The following is a 16,168-nucleotide window of genomic DNA, read 5'->3' as shown; positions in this document are numbered from 1 at the left end:
CGTCACGGCGGGTCGACGGCGCAACTGCGCAGGCCGGCAAAGATGTCGTTGCGCTCGGCGGTGAAGTAGTTGCGGTAACGCGGGTGGCGCAGCCGCGCCGAGGTGGCGAAGGAGGCGCCGCGCAGCACCGGTCGGCCGTCGAACCAGGGCGCGGAGTAGTCGCGATAGGGGTGAGCGGAGAAACCCGGGTAAGGCCGGAACGGGCTCGAGGTCCACTCCCACACCTCGCCCCAGGCGAAAGCCTCGGGCGCCTCGATCGCGGCACGCTCCCACTGCGCCTCGCTGGGCAGGCGCCGACCGGCCCAGGCGCACCAGGCCGCGGCCTCGTGGGCGCTCAGGTGGCAGGCCGGCGCGTCGGCATCCAGCGGCTGCCAGCCGCTGCCGACGCGCCGCTGCCAGCCGCTGCCGGCACGGCGCAGGTGGCGAGGATGACGCAAGCCGCTGGCCTGCAGCCAGGCGCGGCCTGCGTCGCTCCACCATTGCGGCTGGGCATAGCCGCCCGACTCGACGAAGGGCAGGACGTCGCGCCAGCGCCGCGCGCACCGGTCGATGCGGAACGCGCCGACTTCGACCTCGTGCGTCCCGAGCTCGTTGTCGAAGGCGAAGCCCTGCGAGCCGCTGCCGAGGTGGAAGAATCCGGCCGGCAGTTCGAGCTCGCCCCCCGGCACCGGCAGGGGCTGCGGCGCCGCCGGCTGCTCGACATCGATGGCCAGCGTCTGCGCCATGTAGATCGCGGCCTCGTGGTGCATGTCCTCGTGCGCCAGCGCGAGGCGGAAGAAGTACAACGCCTCGTCCTCGCCCGGCGTGGCGGCGAGCAGCGCGATCGTGCCCGCAAACTGCCGTTCGAGGTCGGCGAGCGTCGCCTCGGCGTCCGGCAGCGGCAGCGACCATCGGCGCCCGTGGGCCACGCGGCTGGAGTTGTAGAGCGCATCGGCATCCTTGCGCAGCGGCGCTGCGCGCGCGGCATCGGGGTCCGCGCGCGGGCCGAGCGCACGCTGCGGATTGCGTGCGATCCAGTATTCCTGGAACCAGCCGATGTGGCCCAGTTCCCACAAGGGCGGGTTCAGTGCGGCGTCCTGCGGCACGCGCAGGTCGGGCAGCGCCCGACGGTAGTCGGCGAACGTGCGCAGCGTATCCTCGCGGCTCGCGCGCAATGCCTCGGCCAGCGCGGCCGGTGCCGCATGGCGCATCATGTTCTCTCTCTCAGCCGCACCGGGCATCGAAGATCGTCTCCACCGCCGTGACCCTGCACGACATCGTCATCGTGACCCCGGCACTGGCCGCCGCCAACAATGGCAACTGGCAGACGGCGCAGCGCTGGGCGCGCATGTTGTCGGGCGATTATCGGCCGAGGCTCACGGACGGCTGGCAAGGCGGCGACGAGCGCCTGATGATCGCGCTGCACGCGCGACGCTCGGCCACCTCCGTTGCCGCGTGGCGCGCGGTGCATCCGCGGCGGCCGCTGATCGTCGTGCTCACCGGTACCGACCTCTACCGCGACATCGCCGTCGACACCGAGGCGCAGCGCTCGCTCGCGTTGGCCGACCGGCTGGTCGTGCTGCAGCCGCTGGGCACCGCCAGCCTGCCCGCGACGATGCGCGCCAAGGCGCGCGTGTGCGTGCAGTCCAGTCCGGCTCGGCGGGCGCTGGCCAAGAGCGGCCGGCGGCTGCGTGCGCTGATGGTCGGCCACCTGCGCGAGGAGAAGTCGCCGCGCACCTACTTCGAGGCCGCGCGCCTGCTGGCAGCGCGACCGGACATCCACCTCGACCACATCGGCGGTCCGCTCGACACCGCGCTCGCCGACGAAGCACGCCGGCTCGCCGCGCAGTGCCCGAGCTACCGCTGGCTCGGCGCGCTGCCGCATGAGGCCACACGACGGCGCATCCAGCGCGCCCACCTGCTCGTCCACCCCAGCCGGATGGAAGGTGGCGCGCACGTGGTCATCGAAGCGGTGACCAGCGGCACGCCGGTGATCGCCTCGCGCATCGACGGCAACGTCGGCTTGCTCGGCGAGGACTATGCCGGCTACTTCGACTGCGGCGACGCCGCCGGGCTCGCAACCCTGCTGCAGCGCTGCCGCGACGAGCCGGATATGCTGGCGAGGCTGAGAGCGGCTTGCGCCCTGCGCGCCGAGTCGTTCCGCCCAGAGCGCGAACGCCAGACCCTGAATGCCATCGTCGGCGAGTTGCTCGCCGGCGCCCGACACGGAGACCTAACATGAATGCATCCGACAAGCCCGCCGAACCGCGCCTGACCTCGCTTTCGCACGGCGGCGGCTGCGGCTGCAAGATCGCTCCCGGGGTGCTCTCGGAGATCCTCAAGGGCACGGCCGCGCTGCCGGTGCCCAAGGAACTGCTGGTCGGCATCGAAACCGCCGACGACGCTGCGGTCTACCAGCTCAACGACGAGCAGGCGCTGATCGCCACCACCGACTTCTTCATGCCCATCGTCGACGACCCGTTCGACTTCGGGCGCATCGCCGCCACCAACGCGATCAGCGATGTCTACGCGATGGGCGGCCGGCCGATCCTCGCGCTGGCGCTCGTCGGCATGCCGATCAACGTGCTGTCCACGCAGACCATCGGCCGCATCCTCGAAGGAGGCGCGTCGGTGTGCCGCACCGCCGGCATCCCGATCGCGGGCGGCCATACCATCGACTCGGTGGAGGCCATCTACGGCCTGGTCGCACTGGGCCTGGTGCATCCGAAGCATGTCAAGCGAAATGCCGATGCCAGGCCCGGTGACCTGCTCGTGCTCGGCAAGCCGCTCGGCGTGGGCGTGATGTCCGCGGCGCTGAAGAAGGAGAAGCTCGGCGACGCGGGCTACGCGCAGATGATCGCCAGCACGACCAAGCTCAACACGGCCGGCCCCGAGCTCGCCGCGCTGTCCGGCGTGCATGCGCTGACCGACGTCACCGGCTTCGGCCTTGCCGGCCACGGCCTCGAACTCGCTCGCGGCGCGCGTTGCGCCGTGCACCTCGACTGGCCGCGGGTGCCGCTGCTGGCCGGCGTGCGCGAACTGGCATCGCAGGGTTTCGTCACCGGCGCCTCGGGGCGCAACTGGGCCGGCTATGGCCACGACGTGTCGCTGCCCGAAGGCTTTCCCGCCGAGGACCGCGCGCTGCTCACCGACCCGCAGACCAGCGGCGGCCTGCTCGTGTCGTGCACGCCGGCGTCGGTGAACGAGGTGCTGGCGACGTTCCGGCGGCATGGCTTCGAGCATGCCGCCGTGGTCGGCGAGGTGTCGTCTGCCGATGCGCCGCGACTCGTCGTGCGCTGAAGAGCGCTAGGCCACGACGGGACGGATCTCGATCCGCTCCCGCGCCAGCTCGCGAGAGCGCAGCTGGCCGCAGCCCGCCTCCACGTCCTGCCCGGCCGACTGGCGCAGCCTTGCCAGCACGCCGCGGTGGTTGAGCGCACGCATGATCGCGCCGGCACGCTCGGCCGAGGGGCGGCGGAAGTCCAGGCCGTCGACGGCATTGAACGGGATCATGTTCATGATCGCGTAGCGGCCCTTGAGCAGGGTGACGATGCCATCGACCTCGTCGTCACCGTCGTTGACGCCCTCGATCAGCGTCCACTGGTACTGGATCGGGTAGCCGGTGGCGCGCGCGTAGCGTTCGCCGGCCTCGACAAGGTCCGCCGGATCGAACCGCGGCGCCCGCGGCAGCAGCTGCGCGCGCAGCCCGGGACGGGTGGTGTGCAGCGAGAGGGCCAGCGCCGGCTTGACGCGACCCTGCGGCAGCCGCTCGAACACGCGCGGGTCGCCGACGGTCGAGAACACGAGCTGCTTGTGGGCGATGCCGCCGGCCGTGCCGAGCAGCTCGATCGCCTCCATCACGTTGTCGAGGTTGTGGGCCGGCTCGCCCATGCCCATGAAGACGACCTTGCGCACCGCGCGTTGCCGTCGCGCCAGCGCCACCTGCGCGACGATCTCGGCGCTGCCGAGCTGGCGCAGCAGGCCATCGCGGCCGGTCATGCAGAACACGCAGCCCACCGCGCAGCCGGCCTGAGTCGACACGCACAGCCCGTCGCGCGGCAGCAGCACGCTCTCCACTGTCTGGCCGTCGCCGAGCTCGACGAGCAGGCGCTGCGAGCCATCGTCGCCGCCATGCGCCGAGCGCAGGCGAGCCAGCGACGCGAGTTCGGCTTCGAGCGATGGCAGCGCCTCGCGCAGTCCGAGCGGCAGCCAGTTCTCGATGCGTCGCCGACCGCTGGTCTGCGGCCGCGCCTGCGACCACAGGCGCAGCACGCGCTCCTCGTGGGCAGGCTTGGCACCGAGCGCGCGCAGGCGCTGGCGCAGCTCGGCGATGCGCAGGGTGCGCTCCACGCTCACTTCACCAGCATCACCCGCATGCCGAGCTGGCGGCCTTCGGGCCGGTCGAGCACGGTGATGCTTGTCTGCCGCGGCACGAAGCCGTCCGGCAGCGCATGCGTGCCGCGCACCACCTCCTGGCTGCCGATGCTGATCGGGAGGGGCTTGCCGACCACGCGCAACTCGGCGCCGTTCGCGCCGGTGCCGGCGACGGCGAGCTGCACCACCGCGTTCATCGGCTTGCTGCCCCCGCTGCGCGTCAGCGCCACTTCGTACGCGAGCGCCGCGCCCTTGCGCAGCATGCGCGCGGCGCGCACCTCGACCACGCCGCCGCGCGGGTCGGGCGGCAGTGCTTCGGCGGTGAATTCCAGGTCTTGGCGCAGCTTCTCGGCGCCGTCGCGCGCCGCGGCCAGATCATCGGCCAGGCGTTTGGAGTCGGCCAGCGCAGCGTCGAGTTTCTTCGTCGTCTCGGCGAGGTCGGCTGCGAGCCTGCTGCGCTCGGCTTCCGCCTGCTCGTACGCGGTGCGCAGCTCGGTCGAGGCCGAGGCGCTCAGGCGCGGCGGCAGGTGCTTCTCCTGCACGTAGATCACGCCCGCGGCGCCGGCGGCGGCACCGAGGATCAGCAGCACCAGCCAAGGCGGCAGCGACCAGCGCGATCGCGGCCGGCCGTACGACAGGACGACGGGTTTGTTCTGTCCCCACATGGGCGTCTTCTTCGGGTTCGGGTTCGCAACAACCGCGCAGCGTAACCCGCTTCCGCGGCCGCCGTGAAACACGATGTGGCCGGCTCGGATACCCTTGACGCATGCCCGCCGCCCCGTCCGAGGCTCCGCCTGCCCCTGTCAGCTTCGGCGAGGCCTTCCGCTTCTGGCTCCAGCTCGGCTTTATCAGCTTTGGCGGACCGGCGGGGCAGATCGCCATCATGCATGCCGAGCTGGTCGAGCGGCGCCGCTGGCTCAGCGAGCGACGCTTTCTGCACGCGCTGAACTACTGCATGCTGCTGCCCGGCCCGGAGGCACAGCAGCTCGCCACCTACATCGGCTGGCTGATGCACCGGACCTGGGGCGGCATCGTCGCCGGCGCGCTGTTCGTGCTGCCCTCGTTGTTCATCCTGATCACGCTGAGCTGGGTCTACCTGCGCTTCGGAAGCGTTCCCTGGGTGGCCGGCCTGTTCGCCGGCCTGAAGCCGGCGGTGACGGCGCTGGTGCTGCACGCCGCCTGGCGCATCGGCAGCCGTGCGCTGAAGAACCGCTGGATGTGGGGCATCGCGGCGCTGGCCTTCGTCGCCATCTTCGCCTTCGACGTGCCCTTCCCCGCCATCGTCGCGGCGGCGGCGGCGATCGGCTGGATCGGCGCGAAGCGCGTCCCGCAACTGTTCGCGCTCGGCAGCGGGCACGCGCAGACCAGGGCGAGCCACGGTCCGGCGCTGATCGACGACCACACGCCGACGCCGGTGCATGCCCGCTTCGCGAAAGGCCATCTCGCACGCGTGCTCGCCGTCGGCCTGGGCCTGTGGGCGGTGGCGATGGCTGCGCTGGTCGCCGTGAACGGCTGGCACGGCGCGCTGGTGCAGATGGGCTGGTTCTTCACCAAGGCGGCGCTGCTCACCTTCGGCGGAGCCTATGCGGTGCTGCCCTATGTCTACCAGGGCGCGGTGGAGACGCACCAGTGGCTCACCGGCGCGCAGATGATCGACGGCCTCGCGCTCGGCGAGACGACGCCCGGGCCGCTGATCATGGTGGTGGCCTTCGTCGGTTTCGTCGGCGGCTGGGGCCAGGCCGCGCTCGGGCCGGACGCACTGTTCCTCGGCGGCGCGCTCGCCGCGGCGGTGGTGACCTTCTTCACCTTCCTGCCCTCGTTCATCTTCATCCTGGCCGGCGGGCCGCTGGTCGAGGCCACCCACGGCAAGCTCGGCTTCACCGCGCCGCTGTCGGCGATCACCGCCGCGGTGGTCGGCGTGATCCTCAACCTGGCGCTGTTCTTCGCCTACCACGTGCTCTGGCCGCTGGGTGTGCAGGGGCACTTCGACCTGTTCTCGGCGCTGCTGATGGTGGCCGCGGCACTCGCGCTGTTCCGCTTCAAGCTCGGCGTGATGCCGCTGCTCGGCGCCTGTGCGCTGCTCGGCCTGATGGCCACACTGACCGCATGGCGCTGATGGCCGTCAGTCGCGCGGCTCGTGGCCCGACGACCACTGCGGCAGCCTGAAGTCGGTGAGCAGCGCCAGCGCGCGCAGGCCGCTGGCCGTGCCTGCGGCCAGCAGCACCGCGGCGCTGTCCGGCGCGCCGAGGGCAAGCGCCGCCACCAGCACCCAGCCGCCTGCGAAGGCGCAGACGGCGTAGGGCCGGTGGTCGCTGAAGGCACTGGGAATCTCGTTGCAGACAATGTCTCGCAGCACGCCACCGAAGGTGGCGGTGACCACGCCCATCAGCACCGCGACGATCGCGGGCATGCCTTGCGCCAGGGCGAGCTGCGTGCCGCCGGCGCTGAACAGGCCCAGGCCCAGCGCATCGGGCCACTGCATCGCACGCTCGGTCGGCGCGAAGTGCCGGGCGCGCAGCACGGCCATCGCGGCGATGCACAGGCCCAGCAAGCCCCACAGCCAGGCCGCGTGCTCGACCCAGAAGAAGGGACGCCGGTCGAGCAGCACGTCACGCAACGTGCCGCCGCCGAAGGCGGCCAGACCGGCGACCACGCACACCCCCACCGCGTCAAGGCGCTTGCGCGCCGCCTCCAGCAGGCCCGACAGCGCGAAGGCGACCGTCGCCATCGCCTCGACGACCGTCAGCAGTGCGGCGAGCAGGCGCGGGTCGGGGGTGGGCTCAGCCATGCAGGCCCGCCGCGACGCGCTCGCGCGCGTGGCGCGGCAGCCGGCCGGTGACTGCCGCAGCGACCGGCTGCGCGAGCATCTGCGCGAAGCCGTCCTTCAGCCGCGCCGCCGTCACGCGCCGGATGCGCGCCAGCGACTGCGCACGCGGCCGCACGCGGCCGAGCACCAGCAGGTCCAGCGCCGCCTCCTCGACGCGACGGAACGGCTGCTCCTGCGAGCGCAGCGAGCGCACCGCGATCTGGTTGCGCGCGCGCTCGAGGTGAACCGGATCGATGCGACGGGCATGCTCGCGCAGGATCGCGCGCACCTCGGTGCAGAACTCGTCCAGGTGCTCCGGCGAGGTCGAGGCCTCGATGACGAACTGGCCCCAGGCGCTGAGCAGGTCGGCGGAGCAATTGGTGTAATAGGCCAGGCCGCGGCGCTCGCGGATGCGGTCGAGCAGCGGCGAGCTCATGCCCTCGCCGAGGATGGCCGCGGCGACGGTGCCGACGGGGTCGTCGTCGACCAGCGCGGGGATCGGGTAACCGACGACGACGTGCGTCTGGCTGCTGCCGACCAGGCGCCTGGCGGCGATGCCGCCCACCCACGCGGGCGCCTCCAGCCGGTTCTCCTCGCCGCGCGGCAGGTCGCCGAAGGTCGACTGCACGGCCGCGACGACGGCCTGTGCGTCGACGCCGCCGGCCACGCCGACCACCACGTTGGCGCCGCCGTACTGGCGCTGCACGTAGCCGAGCAGGTCGTCGCGCGTGAAGCGCTCGATGTTGGCGCGCCGCCCGATCACCGGCAGGGCGGCCGGATGCGTGCCGAAGCACTCGCGATCGAACAGCTGGAAGGCGATTGTCAGCGGATCGTCCTCGTCGTCGGCGATCTCGTGCAGGATGACCCGGCGCTCCCGTTCCAGTTCCTCCTCGGGGAAGGTGCTCTCGCGCACGATGTCGCCGAGCATGCGCACGAAGCGCGGCGCATGCGGTGCCAGGCCGCGCATGTGGAAGGCGGTGTGGTCCTTGTCGGTGTGCGCGTTGACCTCGGCGCCGAGCCGCTCGGCATCGAGGTTGATGCGCTGGCAGTCGCGCGTGCGCGTGCCCTTGAAGGCCATGTGCTCGACGACATGGCTGATACCGTTCAGGCGTGGCCCCTCGTGGGCGCTGCCGGTGCGCACGAACACGCTGACGCTGGCGCTGCCCACGCCGGGCATGTCGATCACCACCACGCGCACGCCGTTGGCCAGCGTGGCCACCGAGGTCCCCGGCTCGCCGGTCGGCACCATCATCAGAACGCCGCCACCGAGCCGTTGCTGCGCGGATCGAAGCCGCCCATCAGCAGGCCGTCGGGATGGCGGATCAGCGCACCGGCATGGCCGACCGACTCGTCCCACTCGTCCAGCAGTTCCACCTCGTGCCCGATCGCGCGCAGCGCCTCGACGGTGGTGGCCGGAAAGCGCGCCTCGAGCTTGAGGCTGTCGCTGGCCATGCCCCAGGTGCGGCCGAGCAGCCAGCGCGGCATCTCGATCGCCGCCTGCGGCTCCATGCCGAAGCGCTGGATCCGGTTGAACACCGTGGCCTGCGTCTGCGGCTGGCCGTCGCCACCCATCGTGCCGTAGACCATCAGCCTTCCGTCGGCCAGCCTGGCGAGCGCCGGATTCAGCGTATGGAACGGGCGCTTGCCCGGCTCGAGCACGTTGATGTGCGCTGGATCGAGGCTGAAGCCGCAGCCGCGGTTCTGCCAGTTGACGCCGGATCCGGCCAGCACCACGCCGGCACCGAACTCGTGGTAGATGCTCTGGATGAACGACACCGCGCGGCCCTCGCCGTCGATCACGCCCATCCACACCGTGTCGCCGGGGTCGGTGCGCCGACCCCAGGGCGCGGCGCGGCGCGGGTCGATGGCCGCGGCGAGTTCGTCGAGCAGCTCGGCCCGCAGCAGTTCGGCCGGGGCGATGCGCATGAACGCCGGGTCGGTGACATGCCGGTCGCGCAGCGTGAAGGCCTGCTTGGTCGCCTCGACCTGCGCGTGCACGAAGGCCGGGCCGAGTGGGTCGGCATCCCAGGCGGCGAGGCGCTGCATGATGCCGAGGATCATCAGCGACACCACACCCTGCGAGGGCGGCGTCATGTTGGCCAGCGTGGCGCCGGGAACGGCCAGCGTGAGCGGGTCGACGCGCCTGGCCTGGTGTGCGGCAAGGTCGGCGGCGGTCAAGGGGCTGCCGACAGCGGCGAGTTCGTCGGCGAGTTGCCTGGCCAGCGCACCACGGTAGAAGTCGTCGCAGCCGTGCTCGGCGATGCGCTGCAGCGTGGCCGCCAGGCGCCGCTGGCGGAAGCGGCTGAAGGCCGCCGGCGCCTCGCCGTCGACGAGGAAGGTCTCGGCGAAGCCGGCGACGGGCGCAAGCTCGGCGCGCTTCGCGCTCGTCGCCGCCCATTGGCTGTGCGTGACCGGGATGCCCTCTCGCGCATACCAGATCGCATCCTCCAGCAGCCGCGACAGTGGCAGCCTGCCGCCCCATTCGCGCGACAGTGCATGCGCCGCCCCCCAGCCCGACACCGTGCCGGCGACGGTGAGCGCGGCGATGCCTCCGCGGAACGGGATGCTGCCGCTCACGCCGCGCTGCGCGTACTGCTCCAGCGTGGCTGCTGCCGCGCTGGCGCCGCTGGCGTCGATGCCCGCCAGCGGCCCGCTCGGGCCGCCGATGACCCAGAAGCCGTCGCCGCCGATCGAGTTCATGTGCGGGTAGACGACGGCGATGGAAGCGGCGGCGGCGATCATCGCCTCGAGGGCGTTGCCGCCTTCGCGCAGGACACGAAGCGCCGCTTCGGACGCCAGGCTGTGCGGCGCGACGGCAATGCCGCGCCGGCCGAGGAAGGATTGGGTCATGGACGGGGGTCGAGGGGGTTCAAGGACGCAGGCGCCGGACGCCGGCGCGCTATCTTGCCAGCCCGGCCGTCCCCTTGCGCCGCGGACCGGTTCGCCGACCACAGCGCCAGGCCCATCAGCAGCACGCCCGCCGTCTGCACCGGGGTGAGCGCGCGGCCGTAGACCGCGAGGTCGACGATCACCGCCGCGCCCGGGTAGACGAACTGCAGCACGGCGATGCGCGCCGTCGGCAGCCTCGCCATGCCGCCGTAGAGCAGCACGTAGGCCAGGCCGGTGTGCAGCACGCCCAGGCCGGCCAGCCAGCCCCAGGCGGTGCCGACCGGCGGCCAGCCCTGTGCCCACGGCCACCACGCCAGCAGCACCGTGCCGACGCCGCATTGCCAGGTGGCAAACGCGAAGGAGCCGACACCCTGCGCCGCCTTGGCCAGCAGCGTCACCAGGGCATAGCTGAGCGAACCGCCCAGGCAGAGCAGCAGCCCGATCACGTAGGCACGGTCGATCGCCGCGGGCCGCACGTCGAGCAGGCCACTGGCCAGCGCCAGCCCCACCAGCGCCACCGCCACGGCCACGGCCCGGCGCGGCGACACTCGCTCGCGCCACCACCACGCGCCGATCAGCATCACCCAGATCGGCTGTACGTGGACGACGACGGTGGCCACGCCGATCGACGTGCGCTCGATGGCCGCAAAGAACGTCACCCAGTTGAGGAGCACCAGCACGCCGGCGCCCAGCGCGGCGGCGAGCATGCGCCCGCGCAGGTGCAGCTCGCCGAGCCGTCCGCTCGCGGCGCCCCAGGCCAGCAACGCCAGCAGGCCGAAGGCGCAGCGGAACCAGACAGCCGTCATCGGCGGCTGACCGGCCTCTTCGAGGAACACCCCGAGGGTGCCGAGCAGCACGCCACCGGCGGCCATCAGCCACAGGCCCTGGCGTTCGCTGCCGGCAGGGCCGCCGGCGGTGGCTTGGTCTGACATGGCCCGCATGGTCGGGCCCGCGGGCAGTTCCGTGAAGCGGATTGTTCTTCACATTACCATTCGTTTATCGAATATCTTGCGACCGCTTCACATGCACGATCTGCAACTCGACTGGCTGCGTGCCTTCGTCGCCGTGGTCGACGCGGGCTCGCTGTCGGCGGCGGCACCGCGCATCCACCGTTCGCAGTCGGCAGTGAGCATGCAACTGCTCAAGCTCGAGGAAGCGATCGGCCGCCCGGTGCTGCTGCGCGGTCCGCGCCACCTGGAGCTCACCGCCACCGGCGTGGAATTGCTCGGCTACGCGCGGCGCCTGCTCGAGCTGCACGGTGAGGCTCTGGCCGCGCTGCACGGCCCGCAGCTCAGCGGCCGCGTGCGCCTCGGCGTGCCCGACGACTACGCGGCCCGTTACCTCACCCCGGTCTTGCGCAACTTTGCCGGCCGCCACGCGGGCGTCGAGATCGTGCTCGACTGCGAGCAGTCGACCTCGCTGATCCCGCGCGTGCAGCGCGGAGAGCTCGATCTGGCGCTGGTCTCGCGTGACCGGCCGACACGCGGCACGCTGCTGTTTCGCGAGCCGCTCGTCTGGGTCGGCGCGGCTGCGCACGAAGCCTGGCGCCGCGACCCGCTGCCGGTGGCCGTCTACGAGCCGCGCAGCCTGGCGCGCCAGGCCGCGCTGGCCGCGCTCGGCGCGCAGCGGCGCGCCCACCGCGTCGTCTACAACAGCTCCAGTCTGGCCGGCCAGATCGCGGCGGTGGAGAGCGGCCTCGCCGTGGCGGTGCTGACCCGCTGCAGCGTGCCACCGGGACTGATGGTGCTGCAGCAGGACCGGCACGGCCTGCCATCGCTGCCGGCAATGGAGGTGTCACTGCTGCGCAGCCCGGCATCGCGCCGCTCGCCGGCGGTGGACGCGCTGCACGACGAGGCACTGCGCACCCTGTCGCGCCCGATCGATGCCGAGCTGCCCGCGCCGCGCGAGCCGCGCCGGCAGCGCGGCCTATGATCCAGGCATGTCGCCGATGACCTCGCCGCAAGGAACGTTCGCCGAGTTGGCGCGCGGCGCCGGCCAGTGGCTCCTGGGCTGGTGGCGCACCATCCACCTCGCTGCGCTGCTCAGCGTGCTGGCGCTTTCGCCGTCGAGCTACGGTGCCGACAGCCGTCGCGCCATGGCCCGGCACCTCTACCTCGGCACGGCGCAGTCGCTGCTGTGGTTCACGCTGCTGTCGATGCTGATCAGCATCGTCGTCATCCGCATCGTGCTCGTCACCGCGGTCAGCTACGGCCTGTCGCAATACGCGCTGGAGATGGTGGTGCGCGTGCTGGTGCTTGAACTGATCCCGCTGGCGGCGGCGCTGTTCGCGGCGCTGCGCTGCACCATCCCGCTGGGCGCCGAGGTGGCCGAGCTGCGCAGCGGCGACGGCTGGGACGCATTGGCCACGCGGGGTGTCGACCCGCTGCGCCGCGAGGTCCTGCCGCGCGTCGTGGCCGGTTCGTTCTGCGCGCTGATGCTCGCGGCGGTGAGCTGCGTGGTCACGCTGGTGGTGGCCTACCTGTCGGTCTACGGCTTCACTGGCGCGGGCTTCGACGCCTACACGCACACCGTCGGCCGCGTGTTCGCGCCGGCCGTGGCGCTGATCTTCCTGTTGAAGATCCTGCTGCTGAGTCTGACGGTGGCGCTGATGCCGATCGCCTCGGTGCTCGACGCGGTGCCGCGGCGCCGGCCGAACACCAGCGCCGAGCTGCAGGGGCTGGTGCGCATGTTCCTCATCATCGTGCTCATCGAGGCGGCCTCGCTCGTCGGCAACTACTACTGAGCGCATGAAGGACGACGCGAAGAACCTGGAGCTCAAGGCCGCGCTGCTGCTCGGTCTGTTCGTCGCGCTGGTCGCGGCCACAGTGCTGTACCTGCTCTATTCGCGCGGCACCTTCGAGGCGACGCAACGCCTCGTGCTCGTCGCCGATGACTCGGAGGGCGTGCGCGTCGGCATGGACATGACCTTCGCCGGCTTCCCCATCGGCCGCGTGCGCCGCATCGAGCTCGGCCCCGACGGCAGCGCGCGCATCATCCTCGACGTGCCGCGCAAGGACGCCCATTGGCTGCGCGAGAGCAGCGTGTTCACGCTGGCGCGCAGCCTGGTCGGCGGCGCCAGCCTGAAGGCGTACAGCGGCGTGCTCAGCGACCCGCCGCTGGGCGACGGCGCCGAGCGCCGCGTGCTCGTCGGCGACGCCACCGCCGAGCTGCCGCGGCTGGTGTCCGACGCGCGCGCGCTGATCCAGAACCTGACGCGGCTGACCGCCGCTGATTCCCCGCTGGCACTGAGCCTGGCCAACGTGCAGTCGATCACCGAGCGCGCCAGCGGTCCGCGCGGCGCCTCCGGAGCGCTGATGGGCGACGCCGACGCGAGGAAGGTCGGCGAGGCGCTGGACCGCGTGAACACGCTGCTCGCGCGCATCAACGGCATGGCGGTGAAAGCGGACGCGCAGGTGCTCGGCCCCCAGGGGCTGGTCCAGGAAGGCCGCGCCACGGTGGGCCAGCTCAACGCGCTGCTCGGCGATGCGCGCGAGACGCTGAAGAAGGTCGACGCGGTGCTCGTCGAGGCGCAGGCGGTGGCCGGCAACGTGCGCGGCGCCACCAACGACCTCGATGCCCTGCGCGGCGAGGTCGACGCGACGATGCGCAAGGTCGACCAGCTCGTCGACGAGGTGAATCGCAAGTGGCCATTCCGGCGCGACACGGAGCTGAAGCTCAAATGAGGGCCGCTGCGATCGCCTTGTCCGCGTCGGCGTGGCTCGCGGCATGCTCGAGCGGCCCGCTGCCGCCCGACTGGCAGCTGCAGGCCAAACCGGCCCTGGAGGCGGCGGTGTCGGCCCACCTGGGCGGCGACAGCCGCAGCGCGCAGCGCGAGTTCGAACGGGCCCGCGGCCTGCTCGCGCGCACCGGCCAGCCGGCGCTCGTCGCTCGTGCCGAGCTGATGCGCTGCGCCGCGCAGGTGGCCAGCCTGGATTTCACGCCCTGCGAGGGCTTCGAGCGCTGGCGCAGCGATGCGGCCGAGGCCGAGCGCAGCTACGCCGACCATCTCGCCGGTCTGGCCTTGTCGAAGGCACAGATCGAGCAGTTGCCCCCGGCACAGCGCGGCGTGGCCGCGGCGATCGCCGCGAAGACGCCGGTCGCGGTTCAGGCCGTCGAAGACGCGCAGTCGCGCCTGATCGCCGCGGCCCTGCTGTTCCGCGCCGGCCTGGCCGACCCGGCGACGATCGCGCTGGCCAGCGACACCGCCTCGGCACAGGGTTGGCGGCGCCCCCTGCTCGCCTGGCTGGAGGTGCAGGCGATGCGCGCCGAACGCGCCGGCGCCACGGAGGAAGCGCAGCGGCTGCGCCGGCGCATCGCGCTGGTGGCGGGCTCGCGCTGACGCCGACGGGGTTCAGGCGCCGACGAGGTGCCGTCGGTAGCGCGGCGGCAGGTCGGCGATGCGCATCAGCAACGGCAGATCGGCGGTGCCGAAGTCCGGGTCCCAGGCCGGTGCGCCAAGCAACTTCGCGCCGCAGCGCAGATAGCCCTTGATCAGCGGCGGAGGCTCCACGGCGAGATCGCTGCGCAGTTCCTCCACCGGCAGCGCCAGACGAGGCCGCGCCCGCCACTCGATCGAGACCAGGTGGGTGCGTCGCAGCTGCGCCCACAGGCTGGCCGCGACATGGCCGCCGTCGCGCATGCCGACGCTGGCGCAGCCGATCATCGTCTCGAGCCCGTTGCGCGCCATGAATTCCGCCAGCGCGCCCCACAGCGCAAGGATCACGCCGCCGGAGCGCCAGTCACGATGCACGCACGAACGGCCGAGCTCGACCATGCGGGCCCGCAGGGGGCGCAGCCTGGTGAGGTCGAACTCGGTGTCGCTGTACAGGCCGCCGACGCGACGCGCCGCTGCCGGCGTGAGCACGCGGTAGGTGCCGATCACCTCGCCGGGCTCGCCGTCGGCCGCAGCCGGTGCGCGCACCAGGAGGTGCTCGCAAAAGGGATCGAAGACATCGATGTCGTGGCGGGACGGCGCGCCCTGGGGCACGATCAGGCGCGCGCCCAGCTCTTCGGCGAAGACGGCATACCTCAGGCGCTGCGCGGCGCGAACATCCGCCTCATCGCGTGCCCAAGCCACCGCGAAGCGCGTTGGCTCGTGCCGCTCAGGAGGCGGGTGAAGTGACCTCCGTGGCGCCGGCGCGGGCGCAACCAGGTCCGACAGGGGCAAGGTGGGCAGGGGCAGTTCCCGCATCGGCATCTCCAGCAATGCCGGGCATGCTGGCCGGCTGGAGTGACGCGGACGTGAAGGCGCGGTGACCGGTCCGTGACGGCAGCGGCGCCGTGGTCAGCTTGTCGCCCGTCTGCGGATAGCGGTAGATGCGTTCGTTGAGGTGCCGGGCCACCTCGAGGATGTCCTCCTCGCTCCAGCCGAGTTGCGCCACGCCCTGCCAGCGTCGCACCTGCGCCTTCAGACTCGCCCAGTCGGTGGCGAGGCGCTTGTCGCGCCAGTGCATCTGCGTGCTGTGGCAGGCGATGCAGTGCGTGCCGTAGAGCAGTTCGCCGCGCGACTGCGCCCGCGCGCCGGGGCTGGCGGAGGCAGCGAGGAGGGCCAGCGCGAGCATCGAGGCCGGGGTCGGTTTCATACGACCAAGCATCGCGCACGGCGCGCCTTGCCGGATTGATCGCGCACAAGCGCGAAGGCAGCTCAGGCGGGGTGGGTCGGGTCCACCCAGGGCACGTTCTCGGGCGGCTCGGCAGGATCGATGTCGAGGTTGACCGCCACCGCCTCGCCGTCGCTGCGCACCAGCACGCACTCGAGCGTCTCGGTCGGGCTGGCGTTGATCTCCTGGTGCGGCACGAAGGGCGGCACGTAGATGAAGTCGCCCGGGCCGGCCTCCGCGGTGAATTCGAGCTTCTCGCCCCAGCGCATGCGTGCGCGGCCCTTGACGACGTAGATCACGCTCTCTAGCGGCCCATGGTGGTGGGCGCCGGTCTTGGCATTGGCATGGATGTGCACCGTGCCGGCCCACAGCTTGCGCGCCCCCATGCGTGCGAAGTTGATCGCTGCCTTGCGGTCCATGCCCGGCGTCTGGGCGGTGTTCGGGTCGAGGCGGTCGCCGGGAACGACGCGCACGCCGTCGTACTTCCACGCGGCCGGGCCGCTGCTCTGGTCGCTCACGG

17 protein-coding genes are annotated in these 16,168 nt (G+C 72.1%); 7 read left to right on the top strand and 10 right to left on the bottom strand.

Annotated elements, in window-relative coordinates; genetic code table 11:
* Window positions 1-2 precede the first annotated feature (2 nt).
* Window positions 3-1,193: a selenoneine synthase SenA gene (senA, locus tag Q0599_RS08940; protein ID WP_298828524.1), complete on the bottom strand. Its 1,191-nt coding sequence runs from the start codon at window positions 1,191-1,193 to the stop codon at window positions 3-5.
* Window positions 1,194-1,240: 47 nt separating this feature from the next.
* On the opposite strand from senA, the gene senB reads away from it, so the two are divergent.
* Entirely contained in the window at window positions 1,241-2,221 is a 981-nt protein-coding gene (senB, locus tag Q0599_RS08935; protein WP_298828521.1) for a selenoneine biosynthesis selenosugar synthase SenB, read from the top strand.
* Window positions 2,218-3,279 (top strand): selenide, water dikinase SelD, encoded by a 1,062-nt coding sequence (gene selD, locus Q0599_RS08930; protein WP_298828518.1) that lies wholly within the window; start codon window positions 2,218-2,220, stop codon window positions 3,277-3,279. The genes senB and selD overlap by 4 nt, the downstream gene beginning before the upstream one ends.
* A gap of 6 nt (window positions 3,280-3,285) precedes the next feature.
* Here the strand turns inward: selD and Q0599_RS08925 are convergent, their stop codons facing one another.
* Window positions 3,286-4,317: an RNA methyltransferase gene (locus Q0599_RS08925; RefSeq protein ID WP_298829328.1), complete on the bottom strand. Its 1,032-nt coding sequence runs from the start codon at window positions 4,315-4,317 to the stop codon at window positions 3,286-3,288.
* A gap of 14 nt (window positions 4,318-4,331) precedes the next feature.
* A complete protein-coding gene (locus Q0599_RS08920) occupies window positions 4,332-5,018 on the bottom strand; it encodes a hypothetical protein (RefSeq protein WP_298828515.1) in 687 nt (228 codons plus the stop codon).
* Between the two features lie 101 nt (window positions 5,019-5,119).
* On the opposite strand from Q0599_RS08920, the gene chrA reads away from it, so the two are divergent.
* Window positions 5,120-6,469, top strand: coding sequence for a chromate efflux transporter (gene chrA, locus Q0599_RS08915; RefSeq protein WP_298828512.1), 1,350 nt, complete (start codon window positions 5,120-5,122; stop codon window positions 6,467-6,469).
* Window positions 6,470-6,475: 6 nt separating this feature from the next.
* On the opposite strand, the gene Q0599_RS08910 is transcribed toward chrA, so the two are convergent.
* From Q0599_RS08910 to Q0599_RS08895, 4 genes are read right to left on the bottom strand one after another with little or no spacing between them, the layout of a single operon-like run.
* Window positions 6,476-7,141 (bottom strand): trimeric intracellular cation channel family protein, encoded by a 666-nt coding sequence (locus Q0599_RS08910; protein ID WP_298828510.1) that lies wholly within the window; start codon window positions 7,139-7,141, stop codon window positions 6,476-6,478.
* Window positions 7,134-8,411, bottom strand: a complete 1,278-nt coding sequence (locus tag Q0599_RS08905; RefSeq protein WP_298828508.1) for a pitrilysin family protein — start codon at window positions 8,409-8,411, stop codon at window positions 7,134-7,136. Before Q0599_RS08905 ends, Q0599_RS08910 begins: the two co-directional genes overlap by 8 nt.
* A complete protein-coding gene (locus Q0599_RS08900) occupies window positions 8,411-10,009 on the bottom strand; it encodes a gamma-glutamyltransferase family protein (RefSeq protein ID WP_298828505.1) in 1,599 nt (532 codons plus the stop codon). The genes Q0599_RS08905 and Q0599_RS08900 overlap by 1 nt, the downstream gene beginning before the upstream one ends.
* On the bottom strand, window positions 10,006-10,980 hold the full coding sequence (locus Q0599_RS08895) for a DMT family transporter (RefSeq protein WP_298828503.1): 975 nt from the start codon (window positions 10,978-10,980) through the stop codon (window positions 10,006-10,008). The genes Q0599_RS08900 and Q0599_RS08895 overlap by 4 nt, the downstream gene beginning before the upstream one ends.
* Window positions 10,981-11,071: 91 nt before the next feature.
* Between Q0599_RS08895 and Q0599_RS08890 the strand changes: the two genes are divergently transcribed.
* Genes Q0599_RS08890 through Q0599_RS08875 form a run of 4 tightly spaced genes read left to right on the top strand, consistent with a single transcriptional unit; the run spans window position 11,072 to window position 14,387 of the window.
* A complete protein-coding gene (locus tag Q0599_RS08890; RefSeq protein WP_298828501.1) occupies window positions 11,072-11,980 on the top strand; it encodes a LysR family transcriptional regulator in 909 nt (302 codons plus the stop codon).
* Between the two features lie 7 nt (window positions 11,981-11,987).
* Window positions 11,988-12,791: an ABC transporter permease gene (locus Q0599_RS08885; protein ID WP_298828498.1), complete on the top strand. Its 804-nt coding sequence runs from the start codon at window positions 11,988-11,990 to the stop codon at window positions 12,789-12,791.
* A gap of 4 nt (window positions 12,792-12,795) precedes the next feature.
* The gene (locus Q0599_RS08880) at window positions 12,796-13,731 is read left to right on the top strand and encodes an MlaD family protein (RefSeq protein WP_298828495.1); all 936 of its coding nucleotides are present in this window, start codon (window positions 12,796-12,798) and stop codon (window positions 13,729-13,731) included.
* Window positions 13,728-14,387, top strand: coding sequence for a hypothetical protein (locus Q0599_RS08875; RefSeq protein WP_298828493.1), 660 nt, complete (start codon window positions 13,728-13,730; stop codon window positions 14,385-14,387). Before Q0599_RS08880 ends, Q0599_RS08875 begins: the two co-directional genes overlap by 4 nt.
* Window positions 14,388-14,399: 12 nt before the next feature.
* On the opposite strand, the gene Q0599_RS08870 is transcribed toward Q0599_RS08875, so the two are convergent.
* The 3 genes from Q0599_RS08870 to Q0599_RS08860 all read right to left on the bottom strand — a co-directional run bounded on the left by Q0599_RS08870 (window position 14,400) and on the right by Q0599_RS08860 (window position 16,166).
* Window positions 14,400-15,239, bottom strand: coding sequence for a GNAT family N-acyltransferase (locus Q0599_RS08870; protein WP_298828491.1), 840 nt, complete (start codon window positions 15,237-15,239; stop codon window positions 14,400-14,402).
* A complete protein-coding gene (locus Q0599_RS08865; protein WP_298828487.1) occupies window positions 15,151-15,630 on the bottom strand; it encodes a hypothetical protein in 480 nt (159 codons plus the stop codon). The genes Q0599_RS08870 and Q0599_RS08865 overlap by 89 nt, the downstream gene beginning before the upstream one ends.
* A gap of 62 nt (window positions 15,631-15,692) precedes the next feature.
* Window positions 15,693-16,166: a cupin domain-containing protein gene (locus Q0599_RS08860; protein WP_298828485.1), complete on the bottom strand. Its 474-nt coding sequence runs from the start codon at window positions 16,164-16,166 to the stop codon at window positions 15,693-15,695.
* Window positions 16,167-16,168: the final 2 nt, after the last annotated feature.

This window comes from uncultured Piscinibacter sp., assembly GCF_937952055.1.
Lineage (GTDB): Bacteria > Pseudomonadota > Gammaproteobacteria > Burkholderiales > Burkholderiaceae_C > Piscinibacter.
Note: the sequence above shows the minus strand (reverse complement) of the source record. Positions and strands in the feature narration are given on the sequence as shown.